Genomic DNA, 18,751 nt, shown 5'->3' on the forward strand with positions numbered 1-18,751 from the left:
ACGCTATGCATCGTGAAACTTACGCTGTTTTATTGAATAATCTGGAAAAAATCATGATCGGTCAGCGCCGGACGATTCGCTGGCTGTTAGCCGCTTTCATTGTCGGCGGTCATGTGTTGCTGGAAGACTTGCCGGGAACCGGTAAAACCACTCTGGCCAAAGCCTTCGCTCGTTCGCTGACTTTGAAATTTCGGCGGATTCAGTTCACTCCCGACTTGTTGCCCTCTGACTTGCTGGGTGTCTCCATTTTCGATCCGCAGCGGCAGGAATTCCGCCTGCATCGCGGCCCGGCGTTCACTGAGGTCTTGCTGGCCGATGAAATTAACCGCGCCTCGCCGCGCACTCAGGCCGCCTTGCTGGAAGCAATGGGCGAACGGCAGATCAGCCTGGATGGCCAGCGTCATGACCTGGGAGAGTGGTTCTTTGTCATCGCCACCCAGAATCCGATTGAATTTCACGGCACCTATCCGCTGCCGGAAGCGCAAATGGATCGGTTCGCCCTGCGCTTTGGTCTGGGTTATCCCGATGTGGCGGGGGAAATCGCCGTGTTGACGGCGCAACGGGAGCAACATCCGCTGGATACGCTGCTCGCCTGCGCGGACCGTGCAGCGTTGGAAAGCTTGCGACATGCGGCTACAGCGATCCGCATGAGTGACGAAGTGAGTCGTTATCTGGTGGAACTGGTGGTGGCTACCCGCACCGCGCCGGGCGTTGCAATGGGCGCCAGTCCGCGCGCCTCGCTGACGCTGATGAAAACCACGCGGGCGCTGGCCTTGTTCGACGGGCTGGATTTTGTTACGCCCGATCATGTGCAGGAACTGGCGGTTCCGGTGCTGGCCCATCGTCTGAAGCTCGACCCCCAGGCGCGGTTTAGCGGCCTGACGGCGGAAGCGGTGGCAAGTGAAGTCCTCCGGCAGGTTGCCGCGCCGGTTTAACCATGTCTCATCCGCTGCTTCGTCTGTATGCTGCGGTCTATCGTCCCGGACATTTTCTCCGGCAACATTTGACGCCGCTGGGCGGCTGGCTATTCGGCGGCTGGATCGCGGCGGGCGCGTTTGGCGTCAACACCCAGGTTGGCATGACCTACCAGTTGCTCGTGTTGCTGACCGTCTTTTTTATAATCGCTTTTCTTATCAGTCGCTTTGGCAAACTGACGGTGACTGCCAGGCGTCAATTACCGCGCTTTGCCACCGTCGATCAACCGCTGCGCTACCGATTAGCGTTGCACAATCACGGCGCTCGGGTGCAACATGATTTGAGCGTGTTCGACGAACTGCGCGATACGCCGCCGTCTTCCGCGACCTTTGGACGCTTGCCCACCTATCGCCAGTGGCGTCACTGGACTACTTGGGCGCGCGGAGCCAATAGCGCCGCCCATGCGCTGCCGGTTCTACCGCCAGAGGCGACGACTGAAGCGGAATTGATGCTGACCCCACTGCGCCGGGGCTGGCTGGAATTTGCCGCACTGCATTTTGGACGACCTGACCCGCTGGGACTCTGGAAACGCTTGTTCCACCAACCACTGGCTGACCGGCTGCTGGTCCTGCCGCGCCGCTATCCGGTTTCCCCGCTCCACTTTCACGATGGGCGGCGCTATCAGCGTGGCGGGGTTAATCTGGCGCAATCGGTCGGCGAGGAAGATGAATTTGTTGGTTTACGCGAGTACCGTCCGGGCGATCCGCCGCGCCGCATCCACTGGCGCAGCTTCGCCAAGCGCGGTGAACCGATTGTCAAGGAATTCCAGGATGAATTTTTCGTGCGCTACGGCCTGCTGCTGGACAGCTTTGCCGCCGGCGTGGATGACGCACGATTTGAAACCGCCGTATCCGCTGCTGCCTCGATTGCGACCGCTGAACGCGGCCCGGAGGCGCTGCTGGATTTACTGTTCGTCGGCGACCGGGCTTACTGCTTTACCACCGGACGGGGTTTAGGCCAGACGGAACAGTTGCTGGAAATTCTGGCGTGCGTGACCCCGCGCCGGGATCAGGCGTTTTCCCAACTGCGGTCTATGGTCGCCAGTCACGCGCCGGAGTTGAGCGCCTGCGTGTGTGTACTGCTGAATTGGGATGCGGAACGGCGGCAGTTGCTGAACCTGTTGCGGGGACAGGGCGTGGAAACCGTAGCGCTGGTCATTGGTCCTCTGGCCGCGCCGCCCGAGCCGGGAATCCGCGTAGCGACTGCGGAAACACTGGCGATGGAATTGGCGAGGCTGACGTCATGACCCTGACTCTCCCGTTTGGATTGTTGACCGCCACCTTGTTGTTCTGGGGCTGGCGCACTGAATTGTGGCCGCTGGCGTTACCGATGGCGCTAATTTTGGAACTGGCGCCGCGCGTGGGCTGGCGCTGGGCGCTGGGCGATAAGGAATTGGCGCGGGTCATCGATCTAACCGCCCTGCTCTGGGTTGGAGCGCTGATTCTGCTGTTCACCCGCTATCTCAATCAGCCGCCGCTGGCAACGCATCTTTACACTCTGGCCAGTTGGTTTCCACTCTTGCTGTTCCTGCCACTGGCGATTCAACGCTATTCCACAGCGGGAGCCTTCCGCTTGGGGCATCTGTTCTACTCCCTGCGCCGTTCGGGAAGCGAGCTGGCCGGGCGACCGCTGAAGCTGGATCTGTCCTATTTCGTTGTCTGCCTGCTGGCAGCCAGCGTCACTGCACAGCCAGGGTATCTACTGGGGGCGGGACCGTTGCTGTTCTGGTTGCTGATCGCTGCGCGGCCTCGGCGTTATCGCTGGCCGTTGGCCGTAGTGTTAATCACAGCTGCTGGCCTGGCCGCCTGGCCGCTGAGCCTGGGTCTCCACCGCTTGCAACTGGATATGGAAGACCGCTTTGCCGAGTGGTTTCAAGACTGGTTGGTGGATTTCGATCCTTACCGCAGCAGCACCTCGCTGGGCGATATCGGCAAGTTGAAATTATCAGATCGGGTGGTTCTACGCCTCAAGCCCATGCCTGGCGACCGGGGGCCGTGGTTACTGCGCGCCGCCAGTTATAACAGCTATTTCGATGGCGTATGGCTGGCTAAGGGTGTTCGTTTCACTCGCCTTGATCCCCAGGGCGACGGGCGGGAATGGCGGCTGAGTAACCCATCGGACAGCGAAATCCGGCAGCTAAACATCACGCTGGCGCTGCATCGAGGTACGGGTATGTTGCCGCTACCGGCGAACGCCTGGCGGCTGGAACGGTTGCCGGTAGGTGAACTGCAACGCAGCAGTCTGGGCGCGCTCAAGGCCAGCGAAGGACCGGGACTGGTTGATTACCAGGTCGAATATCAACCAGAAATTCCAGTGGGGGAAGAGGGCGGGGAATTCGATCTGGCTCTGCCTCGCCGGGAACAGGCTACCCTGCAACGTCTGGCCAGCGAGCTGGGATTAACCGGCCAACCGCCTGCAGTCGCCGCCGCCAAAATACGCGCCTTCCTGCTCGGCCAGTTTCGTTATAGTTTGGATTTGCCCACACCCGCAAAGGGCATGACCGCCCTGGAGACCTTTCTGCTAAAGGTACGCGCCGGGCATTGCGAATATTTCGCCACCGCCGCCGTGTTGCTGTTACGGGCAGCTGGCGTCCCTGCCCGCTATGCCACCGGTTTTTCTGTATCCGAATACAGTCCTCTGGAGGGAACCTACGTTGCCCGCCGTCGTCATGCGCACGCCTGGGCGCTCGTCTGGCTGGACGAGCGCTGGCAGGATTTTGACGCCACACCACCGGATTGGACCGGTTTCGAGGAAGCAAGAACACCCTGGTATCAAACGCTGGGCGATCTCTGGGACTGGTTGACTTATCAGTTCAGCCGCTGGCGCTGGCGAGAAGTCACCGGCGACGAAGAGGATAATCGCTGGCTGTGGGGATTGGCGGGACTGCTGGCGGCTATTCTGTTCTGGCGTCTGCTGCGACGGCAGCGCATGCGCCGATTGCCCGTTAAAAAACCAGCGTCGGTCGTTATCCCGCCCGGCGCGGAATCGCCTTTCTATCAGATACTCGACCGGATTGCCCTCCAGCGAGGCCCTCGTCCGCCCGGCGAAACCCTGGAACACTGGCTGCGCCGAATCGGGGCTTGGGAAATCGCCGGCATGACCGAGATGGTCGGCTGGCATCAGCGCTGGCGTTTTGATCCCGCAGGCTTGCCGAAGGAAGAACAACAGCAACTGGCCAGGGCTGTGACCTCTACCAATAATTCTCCACTGCCATATTGCCAGGTTTGCCGCGCAGGCTCAGAGTCAAACCGCGATCGATCAGCAGTTGCCGGGTTTCCTGCACCATATCCGGGTTGCCGCAAATCATGATTCGCGATCGTTCCTGATCAATCGGCAATCCAACATGCGCTTCCAGTTCGCCGTTGATCAGCAAACTCGTGATGCGGTCATTGAGCGTGGACCGCTCGGCCTGTTCCCGAGTGACGACTGGCACGTACTTCAGCTTGTGAGCGCATTCGGCGAATAACTCATTCTCCTTGAATGAATCGATGAACTCCTGATAGGCCAACTCATGCCGGTAACGCACGCTGTGAACCAGGACAATGTTTTCGTACTGCTCCCAGGTATCAAACTCCTGTAGGATCGACAGAAACGGCGCCAGCCCAGTGCCAGTGGACAGCAGCCAGAGATCCTTGCCGCACTCAAAGCGGTCGGTAGTCAGATAGCCATAGTTTTTCTTCTCGACCATCACCGGGTCGCCAATCTTCAGTTTTGACAACCGCGAAGTAAACGCGCCGTCGGGCACAACGATCGAGTAGAACTCCAAAAATTCATCATAGGGCGCCGAACAGATGGAGTAAGCCCGCCACACTAATTTATCCTGGTCATCTACGACGCCCAACCGGGCAAACTGGCCGGCAATGAAGCGGTAGGACTGGCTGCGGGTGGTTTTGAAGGAAAACAGATTGGACGCCCAGGTCCGAATCTCCGTAATCGTTTCCACAGTGTACTTGTCGCTGGCCTTCATCGGGGTCGATCCTGTTGCGGGTTGATCTCAGTTATCAATGAGAAGCAGGGAATACCTGAGTATTGCGCTCAGTTTTAATGACTAGCTTATAAGGAGAATTCACGAATTAAAAGGAATAAAAATTCATTTATTTATAGCTAAAATTTATGATTGGATTCTGTTACCAAAACCAGCAGAATACGAGGAACTGCATCTCCATAAAATCATCCTACTGGTTTTCATCCATTCTCCGAGGGCATGAAACCTCCTACTCTCCCTCTCAGCGACCTGCGTGGCGGACTGATCGCCGCCGCTGTCGTTTTGCCGCAGGCGACTGCTTTCGGAGTCACGGTATTCGCCCCCTACCTTGGGACCGCCCCTGGAGCGTTGGCCGGTTTGGCTGGGGCGATTGGATTGCTGTTAATCTCCGGCGGGGCGGGTGGAACGATTGGCTTGATTAGCGGCCCTACCGGCGCCAGCATGGCGCTGCTCAGTAGCACGGCTGTGCTTCTCACCGCCGCTGGCGTCCCACCCGGAGTGATCGCGCCTGCCCTGTTCACCATCACCGTGCTGGCCGGTCTGTTTCAGTTAATGATCGCCTTCGCCGGGGGCGGGCGGCTGATGAAATTCATTCCCTACCCGGTATTCGCCGGTCTCGCCACCGGCATCGGCCTGTTGCTCATCAAATCCCAGATCAAACCCTGGCTTGGCATTAGTTACAGCGGCCTGTGGATGCGCTGGTATTGGCTACCCATGGTCACCACTGTGGTCGCCTTCTGCGCCGTTCGTTACGCGCCGCGCTTCATGCCGAACATTCCCGGACCCTTGATCGGCCTGATCGGCGGTACGCTATTTTATCAATGTATTCTTTATCTTACCAATCCCCCTTCCGTTCCGTCCCATTGGGTGATCGGCGCACTGCCCCGCTGGTCGGATTTTGACCTGGCGCTCGATCAATTCACCGTCTGGTCTTCCCTGCCCTGGTCTCTGATCCTGCATGCGGCTTTCACCTTGGCGGTGCTCTCCTCCCTGAACACCTTGTTGACCGCAGTGATCGCTGACACCACCACCGGCCAGCGCCACAATGCCCGCCGCGAATTGCTGGCGCAGAGTATCGGGCAGATGGTTGTTGGTTTGATCGGTGGCCTGGCCGGCGCAGCCAGCGTGGGCGGCACTACTACGGCGGTTCAGGCCGGCGCTCGCCGCTGGGCGGCGCTGACCGCGGGCGTCTTTTTGCTCCTCCTTTTGCTGTTCGCCGGCTCCGCTGGTGAATGGCTGCCAACCAGCGCACTGGCCGGCATTATCATCGCTTCCGCCTTGAATCTTATGGAAAAAGACATCATCGCCTGGGCGCAACAGCGACGAACCCGACTGGATGCGGCGGTTGCACTGCTGGTCACCATTGTCACTTTCGCTCAGGATTTGATGATCGCGGTGTTAGTCGGTCTGAGTATTGCCATCCTGCTCTTCATCCGCAGTCAGAGTCGCCTGCCGGTCATCCAGCGCCGGCTGACTGCTCTCGAACGGCCCTCGGTGCGGCAACGACCTGCGGATCAAGTGGAATGGCTGGCTCATCATGGTGACCGGATCGTACTGTATCATTTAAGCGGCGTTCTATTCTTCGCCAAGACCGATCAATTGTTCGAGGAAATGTTGCCCGATCTCGACCGGCGGTCCTGGGTCATCCTGCATCTGCGCCGAGTCATTCAGATCGATCTGTCCAGTGTGCGGTTGTTGCAACAGATTGCCGCGCGACTGGAAGCGCATCGCGGGGAATTGCTGTTTTGCGAAGTCCCTGAGCAACTGGGCCTGGGCCGGGATGTGGAGCGCACCCTGCGCCGTCTCACCTTGCGCCCAGGACGACTCAATGTCCGCACCTTCGCCGGGGCCGATCAGGCGTTGGAATACGCTGAGAATGCCCTGCTCAAAGCGCTGAATATTGACACCACCGCTCTGGACAAGGACATTACCTTGGCGGAGCTTGATCTGTGCCGTGATATGAAACCTATGGAATTGGCAGAGTTCGCCTCGGTGCTTCGCCCGCTGACCCTGGAAGCCGGCGAGCGGTTGTTCGACGCCAACCAAACAGGATCGGATCTGTATCTGGTGCTTCGCGGCCGGATTGACATCCGGCTGCATGTCGCTGATGAACGATACAAACGCCTGGCGGTTTATGGGCCGGGTACTGTGTTTGGCGAAATCGCCTTCCTCGATCCTGGTCCGCGCGCCGCCGAGGCCATCGCTATCCGCCGTAGTGAGCTGTGGGTATTGAGTCGGGCGGATTTTGACCGGCTGCGAGCGATTTATCCTGATGCCGCCATTGCGCTGCTCCTGGCGTTGGGCCGCTTGCAAAGCCGGGCGCTGCGCTGGAGCGCCCGGGAAATCAAGCGTCTGATTCAGTGGTAGAGTCCAGGTTGGGCAGTCCCAACCACGTTTTCATCACGATGCGGAATACGCGCGGATCGGCAGGTCAAAACCAAATTGTGTTCCCCGATGCAATTTGCTGGCGACCCACAAGGTACTGCCATGCAATTCCACAATCCGCTTGGCGATCGCCAAACCCAATCCCAAATGATTGCCGTCATCCTTGGCTTTGCTGGAACCGCGATAAAACCGGTCGAAGATGCGCGGTAAATCCTCCGGCGCAATGCCCTGTCCGGTATCGGTAATCGCAAAGGTCACGGCCTGGCCGGTACTGCGCAGCTCCAGGGCGACAATTCCCTCTGGCGGCGTATGATAGAATGCATTGAGAATGAGGTTGTCCAGCACCCGTTCGAGCAATCCGATATCCGCCTCGACAAACAGCGTCGCCGCCGGCAGACGCACCATAAAGCGAATCCGATGTTCGCGGGCCGGCAACTGGTATTTCTGCGCGATATCCTGCACCAGTTCGGCGGCGGGAAAGCACTCCCGGCGTGGCTGAATCGCGTGGGCGTCAAGTTTGGCTAATTCAAACAGGTCGCCCACCAATCGACCCAAGCGTCGCGAATGGCGTAAAGCAGCATCGAGATACAGCACCTGATCAGCGGGCGATAAGCGGTCGGCCTTGAGTTGCAAGGTCTCCAGATAGCCGTGCAACGCCGCCAGGGGGGTGCGCAGATCGTGAGAAACATGGTTCACCAACTCACGCCGCAGCGTATCCCGCTCTTCGAGATGGGCAATCAGGGTCCGCAAGCGCCGCGCCATCCGGTCGAAATACGCGCCCAGTTGTTCGATTTCATCGCCTTGAACGCCCTGCCCCTGATAGGGTGTGTAAACGGTAAAATCGCTTCCCTGAAAATCGTTGACCCGGATTGCCAGACGCCGTAACCGGCGGGTCAGGACGTGAAACAGCAGCAACCCGATCAACAATCCCGTCAGTAAGCTGCCCGCCAGCACCCAACCGCTGAGCTGCAACAGCAAGCTGTCCTGGTAGATGCGCTCGAAAGATTCATACATCTGCCCGCGCAGCACCACGTACAGATAACCGTCAGCGCCTTCCGTCGCGGGGACGGGCGTTACCGAAAAACTCTTGCGGGCGTCATGACTGCGCGGGTCATCGCCGAAAATCGGCAAGGCAGCGCCAGCGAGAAACGCCCGGATGGGTTCCAGCGCCACCCGATTGCGCTTGACAACAGACGGCTCCGCCGAATAAGCCAGGATCCTCCCCTGAGCGTCCAGCAGATAAATCTCGATGCTCGGATTGATCATCATGTACCGCATAAACGTGGCTTTCAGCGCTTTAAGATCGAGTTGACCGCCGGCGACCAGTCCTTGATCGACGACCAGGTTGCGGGCGAGATCGCGATTAAAACCCTGCTGCGCTTCCTGCAGATAACGCTGGGTCAGGGAATGGCTGATCAATCCGTAACTCAAACCGATGGCGGCGAGTAGCGCCGCCAGCGCCAGGGCCAGTTTGCCGTAGAGGGTTTTTAGCATGATTCGGCGAATTTGTAGCCTACGCCCCAGACGGTGAGGAGGTAGCGGGGTTCCGCCGGATTAGGCTCCAGTTTGGCGCGCAGGCGGTTGATATGCGAATTGACCGTGTGTTCATAACCCTCGTGGCCATAACCCCAAACCTGATCGAGGAGTTGGCCGCGGCTGAATACTCGTCCTGGATGACGAGCGAAGTGCAACAACAGGTCAAATTCCTTGGCGGTCAGCGACAGCTCCTGACCGGCGAGGGTAACCCGGCGCTTGTCGGTTTCAATCATCAGCGGGCCACGAGTAATACATTCACTATCCGACGATGGACTTTGGCGACCGCCCAAAGCCTCAGCCCGCCGCAACAACGCCTTCACCCGCGCCAGCAACTCCGGGAAGCTGAACGGTTTGGTCAGATAATCGTCCGCGCCCAGTTCCAGACCCACTACCCGGTCGATTTCCGACGATTTGGCGGTCAACATCAAAATCGGCACGTAGTCGTTGCCCGTACGCAGCTTTTGGCAAACCGCCAATCCATCCAGATCCGGCAACATCAGATCCAGAATCACCAGGTCGTAACGCTGGCGGGCGTAATGGATCAGGGCATCCTGTCCGCAAACGGCAATATCCGCCTCGCAGTGGATGTCCTGGAGATGTAGCTTGACCAGCGCGGCGATGTCGCGGTCATCCTCAACCAGAAGTGCTTTGCGCGCCATCGGGTTTAACTCTGCTTCAATGTTGGTCCACATGCAATTGTCCTCCGCCGCCAATCGGTGTCCGATAGACCATGATCCGCCGCGGAGGCCGCGCTTTCATCACGAATTCATCACGATTCACTCATCGGTTCGTCAGTCAGGCAGCTACATTACTTGTTCCAGGCCCAGGGCGTCCACCCATTCGCCAAAGCTATTTGACCCTGCCGTTTTTAAATGCCATATTGCGCCGCCTCATTAACGAGATCGTTCCTATCCAACCTGTCTCAAGCAGCTCCGCAGAAATCGCCCGATGAAACGAGAACCGATCAGTCCCTATTTTGACATCAAGCAGGACGCCGAAGGCCGTGAATACATGGAAGTTTACCTGGAAGGGATCGCCCTGCTGCGGCTGGTGCTGAGCAACAAGGGTACGGCCTTTACCGAAGACGAGCGGGTCGCGTTGGGGCTGGACGGTCTGCTGCCGCCCCAGGTCAACACGCTGGAACAGCAGGTTGCTCGCGTCTATCGCGGCTTTCTGCGCGAACCGGACCCAATCGCCAAGTATCAGTACCTGCGCGCCTTGCAGGAGCGCGCCGAAACCCTGTTCTACGCCTTGCTGGAACAGCATCTGGAAGAGATGATGCCGATCATCTACACCCCGACTGTGGGTCAGGCGGTGCAGCAATTCAGCCATCTTTATCAGAACCCGCGCGGACTGTCGTTCTCACCGCTGAACATTGATCGTGCCGCTCGGGTGGTCGAGAACTTTCCCTGGAACGACGTGCGCATGATTGTTGCTACCGATTCCTCGGCGATTCTTGGCATTGGCGATCAGGGTTATGGCGGACTGGCCATCGCCATCGGCAAGCTGGCCATCTATAGCATCGGCGGTGGCGTCAATCCGTTGCACACTATGCCCGTCAAGCTGGATGTCGGCACCGACCGGCTGGAACTGTTGAACGACGAATTCTATCTCGGTGTCCGCCAGCGGCGCTTGCGCGGGGAGCGGTATCTGACGTTTCTGGACAAGTTTGTCAAGGCCATTCATGCGCGCTGGCCACGCGCCATCATCCAGTGGGAAGATTTGGCCAAGGAGGTCGCCTTTACTGTTCTGGAGCGCTATCGCAAGCAAATTCCTTCCTTTAACGACGATATTCAAGGCACCGGCGCAGTGGCGCTGGCCGGCCTGTTATCCGCCAGCCGACTGAAGGGAGAGTCGCTGCGCGATCAGCGCATCGTGATTCACGGCGCCGGCGCCGGCGGTGCGGGGGTTGCCTGGGCCATCACCCAGGGACTCATCCGCGAAGGCTTGAGTCAGGAGGAAGCCCGCGATCGGGTGTGTGTGATCGATTCGCGTGGTCTGCTGGTGGAGGGGCGCGCAGTGGAAGCTTACAAGCATTACTATCTGCAACCCCACGAAAAAATCGCCGGCTGGTCGATAGTCAATGAAATTCCCACTCTGATGGAGACGATTGAGCACACCAAAGCCACTGCCCTGTTGGGTTTGAGCGGCCAGACCGGTTCGTTCAATCATCCGATTGTGCAGACTATGGCGCGTAACACTGCCCGCCCCATTATCTTTCCGCTGTCTAATCCCACATCGGCCTGCGAAGCGTTGCCACAGGATATCCTGGAATGGAGCGAAGGCCGGGCCATCGTCGCCACCGGTAGTCCATTCCCCGATGTCGTCCGCGACGGTCAAACGCATCACATCGGCCAGGGCAACAACGCCTTCATCTTTCCCGGTCTGGGTTTAGGCGCCATTCTGGCCGAATGCCGGGAGATCACGGACAGCATGGTGCTGGAAGCCGCCTATGCGCTGGCCGACTACACCGCTGCCGCGCACTTGCGGGCCGGCAGGGTCTATCCGCCGGTGGGGGAATTGCGGGAGGTCAGCATCCGGGTCGGCGTGCGAGTCATCGAGCAGGCGTTGCGCGAGGGTGTTGCCGAAAAGACTGATCTGGCGGGACGCGATCTCGATGCTTACCTGCGCTCGCGCTTCTGGAAACCACGCTATCTACCCATCGTGCGTGGCGATCATACCGCGATGATTGATCATCCTGGTTATTAACGTCTCTCTTCCCCAGCCTCTCTCCCGCAAGCGGGCGAGAGGAGGGCAACCTCCTTATTCCACCGACACATCGAAGCCGGATCGTTCGATCTGACTGCGGGTCACCAGCGGAATCGAGCTTTCATACGTCCGCCGCAGCCGCCGGCTGACGCGCGCCTGTAATTGCGCCGATCCTGACGCCGCATTGCGCACCACAAAACTTAAGGTGATTCCCGTAGTACGATAGGCCTGCATCGCCGCATTCAACAAGCTGTCGCGGTTAACCGTCTGACCCATGTAGCGGTTCAACACCCGTTGCACTTCGTTGCGATCAACACCGGTGATTGAACCGTCAATCTGAATCGAGCCAATTCGCCAGGCGCCTGCTTGCGAAGGCGGGGCAGGCGCTGGAGTGGGAGGGGTTGGCGGAGCCGCTGTGGCAATCCGCTCCAGACTGATCGACTCGGTCACATCGCGATTGGCAATTCGCACCGAGACCTGTTTCGTTTCGTAGCCGCTCCGGCTGACCTCCACCGTGTACTCGCCTGGCGGCAGGCGCACCCCTGGGCGGTAGGTAAACGAGGAGTTGACCAACCGCACGCGCGCCCGAGACGGATCGGTGCGCACGGTCAACCGATAGGTGGCTGGTTCGGGCGGTTGAACCGGCGCGACCGGTTCCGGTTCCTTAATCAGCGTTACCGGTGCGATCACGTCAGCATTGGCAATGCGCACGGTCAACCGCTGGGTTTGATAACCGGAGCGGGAAACCTCTACCGTGTAGCTACCCGGCTCTAATGCGATGCCGGGTTGATAACGAGGTTTAATTCCCAGTAACCGAACCTGAGCGTCAGCGGGATCAGTTCGCAGCGTGAGCCGGTAGGATGGCGGCGGTTCTGGTTCAGGCGTCTTGACCAGCGTCACCGGCATCGTCACATCTGCATTCACGATGCGCACCGTAAGCACCTGGGTTTCATAGCCCGATCGGGAAACCTCCACCGTATAATTGCCGGATTCCAACTGAATACCCGGTTCATAGCGAGGTCTGATATTCAGTATGCGAATTTGCGCATTGGACGGATTGGGACGAACAGTCAGCCGATAGAGCGTCGGTTTCTCCGGTTCAGGCAATTTTACGAGCTTCACCGGCATGGTCACATCGCTATTAATGATCTTGACCGGCGCCTTCGAAGGTTCGTAGCCGTCCGCGCTGACCTCCACCGTGTATTCGCCAGGCGGCAGCTCCATGCCGGGTTGATAGGGGGTCTTTACATTCAGCAACCGAATCGTTGCTTGAGCAGGATCGGTCTGCACGGTCAGATGATACTGTTCTGGCGGTGGCGGTGGCGGTTGTTTTTCCAGCTTCACCGGCACAGTCAGATCACTATCAGCAATCCGTACGGGCACTTTGCGCGAGACGTAGCCTTCACGCGCAACTTCGATCTCATAATTGCCCGGCGCCAGTGGCATTCCTGGTTGATAAGCGCCTGAAACACCCAACAACCGAACTGTCGCGTCCGCCGGTTCCGGGCGAATTGTTAAACCATGCCTGGTTTTTTCCAGTTCGACATCGATTGCTACGTCACGATCCTCAATCCTGACGCTTTTCCGGCTTGCGGCATACCCGGTCTGGCCGATTTCAATTTCATAATTTCCCGGTGGCAACCGCACACCGGGCTGATAGGGAATTGGACTGTTCAGTAAGCGAACGCTGGCCTCGGCCGGTTGGGTCCTGACCGTTAACCGGTAGGTTTGCGGCGGTTCCGGCGGCGTCGTAATCATCGCCGCCAGTTCGTTGACCTTGATCTGGATGGTGTCAATATTTCTGCCCTGAATCTGGCCGCTGCGCAACAGGGAAGCCGTTCGGGTATCGATCAGGCGCGCTGTGACAGTGATCAAGTCCCCCAGTTTGTTGACTGCGCCGGTGACTACCGCGTCCACGCCATAGCGTCGGCCCAATTCAGCCGCAGTTTTTGGATCGAGCAAACCCGTGGAGCCGAGTTCCTGCTGTTTGGCGATCTTGGCCGCCGCCGACAACGCTAACCGGTCCTTGAGGGTGAAACGTCCGGTATTAGCGAGCGCCGACATCATCAGGTCGGCAAGGATGGCGCCGGCTTGTTCATGCAGATCGCCCCGCACGCTGAACTCGATCACCGTGGCGGTCATCTTCGCTTCGGGCGTTCCAGAAGCGGCTTGCGCCAGATGGAACGGTAACCAACCAATTAACATCCATACCAGCATCAGTCCTTTCAACAGGATCTTGCTCATGGCGCTTCCTCAATTACTCTTCCCCAACCAGGGTTCCAGCACCAGGCGAAATCCGATGTCGGATCGCCATTTCCCATACTCCGGAGCCGCAGGGAACCGATAGGCGAACCGCACCAGTCCCGGATAATCAGACCAGGATCCCCCGCGCAGCACACGGCGTCCAGCGGATGAGACGCCCTCATCGGCGCACCGGGTTTCACCTCCGGCGTAGTTGCTGTCATAGTCGGAACAGGTCCATTCCGCGACGTTGCCTAGCATATCGTACAAGCCAAAGGCGTTGGCCGCGTACTGACCGACTGGCGCTGCCGCCGCTTGCTGATCTTCACAGGGATAGTTGGCCCAGTTAAAAGGCTTGGCCCGGCGCGCAGTTTCGTCATAGATATTGGCGTAATGGCACGCCTGGTTCGGATCATTACCCCAGTATCGGGAACCGGTCTGACCGGCGCGCGCGGCGTATTCCCATTCCGCTTCGGTCGGCAGGCGATAGTGCAGACCGGTTTTTTCCGACAGCCAGTTTGCAAAGGCGACCGTCTCCTGCCAACTCACGCGAACCACCGGCTGGTCCAGTGCATTCAGCGTGTAGGATTCATAAGCGCCGCTATCGTGATCACTCTGAAATTTTCGATATTGACCATTGGTCACTTCGGTTTTGCCCATCCAGAATCCCTTCGGGCAAACCTGATGCAGCATTTCATTGGCGCTGCGATCCGGCTCGGTTTCAGGACTGCCCATGTTGAAACATCCAGGGGGAATCCAGATAAACTCGATTCCCGTCAGGGGATCAGTATAAGTTTGACCGGCTTTGGGATTAGTGGACGGCCCATTTTTCACCGGTTCAGTCGGTGGCGTTTCAGCCGGTGGTTGTTCAATCCGCGGTGGTTGTGGCGATGGCGTTGGGGTCCGCATCAGCCAAAGGCCGCCTCCGATAGCCATCGCGATGACGAACGTCGACCCACCGATCGCCAGCCAGCGCCGGCCTCCTCCCCTGGGTGAAACCGGCATCGGAGAGGGCTTCGAACCCGATTCATCGATAGCCGATCGCAGCTTGTCGCCGCCGCGGTGTAATTCCGAACGCAGCGGCAACTCCAGTTTGACCGTGCATTCTTCCTCTGTTTCGAGGGGCGTTTCCAGCATCGCCCGCATTTGGCTGATGGTCTGAAAGCGCTTCTCGGGACGAACTGCAATCGAGCGGTCGATCAAGCGCAGCAATGCCGAACTGTAACGTCCGGCGGCGACTTCCTCCGCCGGTTGCAGTGGATCATCGAGGACGCGCGCCGGCGCTTCAATCGGTGCTGCGCCAGTCACGCAATGATATAAAACCGTACCCAGCGCATAAATGTCCGTCCAGGGACCATAACCCCGGCCATCAATCAAGTATTGTTCAATGGGCGAATAGCCGGGCGAGAAGACGCTGGTGATGCTCTTGCTGCGCCGGCCCAGCGCCTGACGGGCCGCGCCGAAATCAATCAGGATGGTTCGTCCATCCGAGCGGCAATAGAGATTGGCCGGCTTCAGATCACGATGCAGGTAACCCTGGGCATGAACGGCGTCCAAAGCCGGCAGCACATCGTCAACCAGTCGGCGCACCCGTTCTTCCGAAAGGGTTTTCTCCCGTTGAAGAATCTGGCTGAGCGGTTCGCCATCGACATAATCCATCACGATATAAGCCGTGCCATTGGCCTGGAAGTAGTCCTGCACCCGCACCACGCCAGGATGTTCGACCCGAACCAGGGTTTGCGCTTCGTTGAGAAATCGTTCCAGACCCCAAGTGTAGCAGGCGTCCTCACCCGCCTCGGAAGTAGGCAATCCGCCCTGGGTATTGGCCAGAACATGGTCGCCATCCCGATAGGACCATTCCACCGGGAAATATTCCTTGATAGCGACCCGCTTGAGCAATGCTTCATGCACCGCCATGTAAGTAATCCCAAACCCACCCGCGCCCAGCACCGCTTCAATACGGTATTTGTCAAGCAGGCGATAACCAATGGATAGCGTGTTGGATTTTTTGATCATGACGCAAACCACTCAGGGCAATTCCCGAACCAGCCTGAATCCCAGGAAATAGTCCTGGAAATCGAACCGACTCCGGTGCCGATCCGCTGAACGCACATTGCGCGGTTCGTCGCTCCAGGAACCACCGCGCACCACAATCTCTTGTTCCCCAAAAGGTTCCTGGCAGCGTTGAATCGGCGCTTTCGATTCCTTGTCATAGACTGAACAGGTCCATTCCAATACATTGCCCGCCATGTCGTACAAACCAAAATCATTACTCCGATAGCTGCCAACCGGCGCCGTATAGACCTGGCCGTCGTGACACTGCATCACCGTCCAGCCTACGAAAATCTTTTTACCATCCACATCCGCCGCATTGGCAAAGGCGCACCCCTCATCCGGATCATCGCCCCAATAGCGACTGGTCGTCGTCCCGGCGCGCGCTGCGTACTCCCATTCCGCTTCAGTGGGCAAGCGATAGCGCTGACCGGTTTCCGCGGACAACCAATCAGCATAAGCCGTGGCGTCCGCCCAGCTCACATTGATGACGGGCCGCCGACCACGCCCCCATTCGTGATCATTCGGTAACGGCTTACTTTTTGCTGAAGTAAATCGTTCATATTCGTAAAACATCACTTCATACTTGCCGATAGCAAATGGTTTGGCGATACGGACCGGGTGGGAAGGTTCATCGTTGTAGCGGCCCGTTTCCGAAGAGGGCGATCCCATCTGAAATTGGCCCGCGGGAATCACGACCATCTCCGGCCCCTGCGAACCATCACTCAGTCGGTCGCGCAGCACGGGATTAGCAGGGGCTAACCGGGCCAGCGCCGCCTCTGCTTCTGCGCGGTGCTGGCAATCTGCCGCACAACGCTCAAGGTAGGCCCAATAAGCGTGGCGGGTATCGGCGCGCCGGGCGGCGGCAAAGGCCTCGGCATCGGTCTGCCTGATCCGCTCTGCAGCCTCGGCCTGCTTCAGCGCCTGCTTCAACGCCGCCAGTTCGGGCAGATCCGGAGATGCTGATTCCGCTTTTTTCAACCACTGACGGGCTTTGCCAGGATCGGATTTATTAAGACTCATCAGCGCTATTTTGGCCCAACTGCGCGCCAGCCGTTGTCGTCCCGCGGCGACTGCGGGATCATCAGGCGCCAGCTTCGCCAAGGCTTCCAAACGGGATAGCGCTTCATCGCTTCGCCCCTCGTGGCCTTCTTCCAGCGCCGAGACCAGTGCCTGGACGTCGGTCTTGAGCGCTTCCACTTTTTTCCGAGTTTCCAGATTCTGAATAGCGGCTCGCACTTCCTTCCCATAGCCGCACAGCGGACAGCGCTGCAGATAAAGTCGATAAGCAGCAACGGTATCGACCCGTTGCGCGGCTTCGAAAGCGCGCAAGTCCGTCTCGCGTTCAGCTTCCTGTAATAACGCGCCTTCCTCAGCCGGTATCTCATCCCTCGAGGTTTCCGCAGAAGAAGCAACCTTGTCGGGTTCAACTTGCAGCGTCTCGGGAGTGGTGCCGGTTCCAGGTTCGACGGGTTTCCGCAATCCATAAACCCCCAAACCGATTGCCAGGACTAGCCCTGCTGCGAGTCCCCATACCCATTTGGGCAATGGACCACGGCCTGATGGCGCCGCGATTGCCGGTCGCTGGACGGCATCCAGGTTTTGGATGAACTGGCCGGCGTCCATCGGGCACAGCTCGCTGGGATAAGCCAGTCCCCGTCGCAAAAGTTGCCAGGCATCATCGGTCAATCCGGGCGGCCGCGGCGCAGCGCCTGGCGACTCGCCCTGAGCTTCATGGATGCCTCGTCCCTGCAGCAAGTGGTAAATCAGTAACGCCAGCGCAAAGACATCACGGCGAAAGGCCGTTTCGGCGGCCACGGCTTCACTCCCTTCGCCAGCGGTTTCGCGTCCCGCTCCCCCAGTGCTGAACAAGACGCTACGCGGTTCGCAGATTTCCGTCGCCAGACCAAAGCCCAGCAGTTTGACCGCCCCCTGATCGGTGACAAAGACCGTATCGGCATCAAGATGTTGGCAGGCGAATCGATACGCATGGCGCGCGTAATCCAGAGCAGCAGCCACGGGGCGCAACCATTTAGCGATCACTTCCCAGGACAAGCCATGTTGTCCTTCCTGGTCGAGCCATTGCGCCAGGGTGCGACCTTGGCGGGGATCAACATAGTCCATCTCGGCGAATGGCCAGCCATCGGCGCCCTGGCGCCATCCGTATGTGCGAGCGATGGATGGGTGGTCCAGCTTGCTGGCCAATTCCACCCGTGCTCTGACCTTGGCGAGGTAGGAGCGCAGGCCGATCAAATCCGCTCGTGACGCCCGTTCATCGCGCTCTGCCTCGCGTGAGCCGGTCTCATAGCCGGTGGGCAGGAAGAGCTTGATGGCCCGGAATTCATCCGTTGCGCCATGACTCTCTGACGCTGGTGTAATAACACGCGCCAACCAGACGCGTCGCTTACCGCTGAGATCATGCACGAGTCGCATTGATCGCTCCGGGGGGCCAATGATCCTTCCGATCTCCAGGACTTCCGAAGCGACGGATCCGGGAGAAGGATGCCTTTCCTGTGCGGTTTCCTGGAGAGTGTTTGCATCCAAATCGCCGACTGACGATTGTGGATCCTGGTCATCCCCGTTCATGGTGCGCAAAGCTTCTTCCTGGAGGCGCGCCAACTCGGTCTCGTTCAACCGACCGGCGGCATAAGCTTGCGCAAGTTCCTCAAGACGCATTTCGATATCCATAAGCCATCCAATTGTCAGATGGTTCCAAAAGATTTATTTGGATTAACAGCCGTAAGACGAATTATGATCTAGTCTAGCAGAAGGACAAAACGCGGGGGCGCCTATTCATCAGCAAGCCGACAGCACTGAAAGGCTCAAACCGCGCCGACTTTTGAGGCTTGACGCCTGTTACTTTCGACC

At 58.7% G+C, this 18,751-nt stretch carries 11 protein-coding genes; 5 read left to right on the forward strand and 6 right to left on the reverse strand.

The genetic code is table 11. The features are described 5' to 3' along the window. The first annotated feature begins 5 nt into the window (after window positions 1-5). From H6973_10545 to H6973_10555, 3 genes are read left to right on the forward strand one after another with little or no spacing between them, the layout of a single operon-like run. On the forward strand, window positions 6-935 hold the full coding sequence (locus tag H6973_10545) for a MoxR family ATPase (protein MCP5126041.1): 930 nt from the start codon (window positions 6-8) through the stop codon (window positions 933-935). Window positions 936-937: 2 nt separating this feature from the next. Continuing rightward, window positions 938-2,221, forward strand: a complete 1,284-nt coding sequence (locus H6973_10550; GenBank protein ID MCP5126042.1) for a DUF58 domain-containing protein — start codon at window positions 938-940, stop codon at window positions 2,219-2,221. Next, window positions 2,218-4,284 (forward strand): transglutaminase domain-containing protein, encoded by a 2,067-nt coding sequence (locus H6973_10555; GenBank protein MCP5126043.1) that lies wholly within the window; start codon window positions 2,218-2,220, stop codon window positions 4,282-4,284. Before H6973_10550 ends, H6973_10555 begins: the two co-directional genes overlap by 4 nt. Here H6973_10555 and H6973_10560 read toward each other — a convergent pair. After that, complete coding sequence (locus H6973_10560) at window positions 4,166-4,942, reverse strand: ferredoxin--NADP reductase (protein ID MCP5126044.1); 777 nt, start codon at window positions 4,940-4,942, stop codon at window positions 4,166-4,168. The two genes, H6973_10555 and H6973_10560, sit on opposite strands and share 119 nt — an antisense overlap. A 237-nt stretch (window positions 4,943-5,179) precedes the next feature. Between H6973_10560 and H6973_10565 the strand changes: the two genes are divergently transcribed. Next, entirely contained in the window at window positions 5,180-7,327 is a 2,148-nt protein-coding gene (locus tag H6973_10565) for an SLC26A/SulP transporter family protein (protein ID MCP5126045.1), read from the forward strand. Between the two features lie 33 nt (window positions 7,328-7,360). Here H6973_10565 and H6973_10570 read toward each other — a convergent pair whose 3' ends face one another. Together H6973_10570 and H6973_10575 are read right to left on the reverse strand one after the other, a co-directional pair. Continuing rightward, window positions 7,361-8,839: a sensor histidine kinase gene (locus tag H6973_10570; protein MCP5126046.1), complete on the reverse strand. Its 1,479-nt coding sequence runs from the start codon at window positions 8,837-8,839 to the stop codon at window positions 7,361-7,363. After that, the gene (locus H6973_10575; protein ID MCP5126047.1) at window positions 8,833-9,540 is read right to left on the reverse strand and encodes a response regulator transcription factor; all 708 of its coding nucleotides are present in this window, start codon (window positions 9,538-9,540) and stop codon (window positions 8,833-8,835) included. The genes H6973_10570 and H6973_10575 overlap by 7 nt, the downstream gene beginning before the upstream one ends. A gap of 289 nt (window positions 9,541-9,829) precedes the next feature. Here H6973_10575 and H6973_10580 point away from each other — a divergent pair, with 289 nt between their 5' ends. Then, complete coding sequence (locus H6973_10580; protein ID MCP5126048.1) at window positions 9,830-11,590, forward strand: NAD-dependent malic enzyme; 1,761 nt, start codon at window positions 9,830-9,832, stop codon at window positions 11,588-11,590. A gap of 54 nt (window positions 11,591-11,644) precedes the next feature. Here H6973_10580 and H6973_10585 read toward each other — a convergent pair whose 3' ends face one another. From H6973_10585 to H6973_10595, 3 genes are read right to left on the reverse strand one after another with little or no spacing between them, the layout of a single operon-like run. Beyond that, window positions 11,645-13,834 carry a hypothetical protein gene (locus tag H6973_10585; GenBank protein ID MCP5126049.1) on the reverse strand — a complete coding sequence of 730 codons (2,190 nt, stop codon included), beginning with the start codon at window positions 13,832-13,834 and terminating at the stop codon, window positions 11,645-11,647. Between the two features lie 9 nt (window positions 13,835-13,843). Then, a complete protein-coding gene (locus tag H6973_10590; GenBank protein ID MCP5126050.1) occupies window positions 13,844-15,847 on the reverse strand; it encodes an SUMF1/EgtB/PvdO family nonheme iron enzyme in 2,004 nt (667 codons plus the stop codon). Between the two features lie 12 nt (window positions 15,848-15,859). Then, window positions 15,860-18,571: an SUMF1/EgtB/PvdO family nonheme iron enzyme gene (locus H6973_10595; protein MCP5126051.1), complete on the reverse strand. Its 2,712-nt coding sequence runs from the start codon at window positions 18,569-18,571 to the stop codon at window positions 15,860-15,862. Window positions 18,572-18,751: the final 180 nt, after the last annotated feature.

The organism is Gammaproteobacteria bacterium (assembly GCA_024235095.1).
GTDB lineage: Bacteria > Pseudomonadota > Gammaproteobacteria > Competibacterales > Competibacteraceae > UBA2383.